The 278-nt window shown below is 30.2% G+C and carries 1 pseudogene; it reads left to right on the forward strand.

The annotated features are described in order from the left end of the window. A pseudogene (locus ACX6CF_RS27380) lies at nt 1–265 on the forward strand (hypothetical protein); the annotation flags it as partial. Nucleotides 266–278: the final 13 nt, after the last annotated feature.

Raw genomic sequence — 278 nt, forward strand, 5'->3', positions numbered from 1 at the left:
TTTAGGGATAAATATAACATCATCAGCATTCTTCACTGCTGTAGAGCAACCGTTGATGTCAGCAGCAATATCACTATCAAGAAGTTTGGTTTTAGTTATTATAGGATTAGTGGTTCTTCCTATGATGATAGGGGATAGTGGGATATTCCTTTCAAATACTTTGGCAGAAGTTGGAACACTTTTTGTTAGCTTATATTATCTAAAGAAGTATTTCAATAAAAAATGTGATAGATATTTAAGTAATAATAAAAAGGCTATACAATAGCCTTTTTATTATT

The organism is Vallitalea sediminicola (genome assembly GCF_054408565.1).